Source organism: Escherichia sp. AM3, assembly GCF_032029835.1.
GTDB lineage: Bacteria > Pseudomonadota > Gammaproteobacteria > Enterobacterales > Enterobacteriaceae > Escherichia > Escherichia coli.
This window is the reverse complement of the sequence record NZ_JAVUPQ010000551.1, coordinates 1-477: the sequence shown is the minus strand read 5'-3', so window position 1 is coordinate 477 and position 477 is coordinate 1. Positions and strand designations below refer to the sequence as shown.

Here is a 477-nt window from a genome sequence, read left to right as displayed (position 1 = left end):
GGTGTAAAGCGTGAACGAATTATTCTTGATCCGGGTATGGGCTTCTTTTTAGGCTCTAATCCAGAAACATCTATTCTTGTTTTGAAGCGTTTCCCTGAAATTCAAGAAGCTTTTAATTTGCAAGTAATGATTGCAGTGTCACGGAAATCATTCTTAGGTAAAATAACTGGAACCGATGTGAAATCTCGTTTAGCACCAACTCTTGCAGCAGAAATGTATGCATACAAAAAAGGTGCAGATTATCTCCGCACCCATGATGTTAAGTCTTTATCAGATGCCTTGAAAATATCCAAAGCCCTAGGTTAGTTTTATTTTTTTAGCTTTCTAAATGAATATGCTATACTTGCTCTGAAGTTGTGGTGGCGTACTTGACTTAGGTCTGGATCTTTCGAACTGTTACTAAGAGGGTAATCATAGCCAAACATAAACTGGAAATGTCCTAATTCTAAACCTGTTCCAATACCTACACTATAATCA

General features: G+C 37.1%; 1 protein-coding gene. It reads left to right on the top strand.

Annotated elements, in window-relative coordinates; translation table 11 throughout:
• Positions 1–306: dihydropteroate synthase (locus tag RTW80_RS27170; RefSeq protein WP_312665755.1), on the top strand; the 306-nt coding region annotated here is incomplete at its 5' end.
• Positions 307–477: the final 171 nt, after the last annotated feature.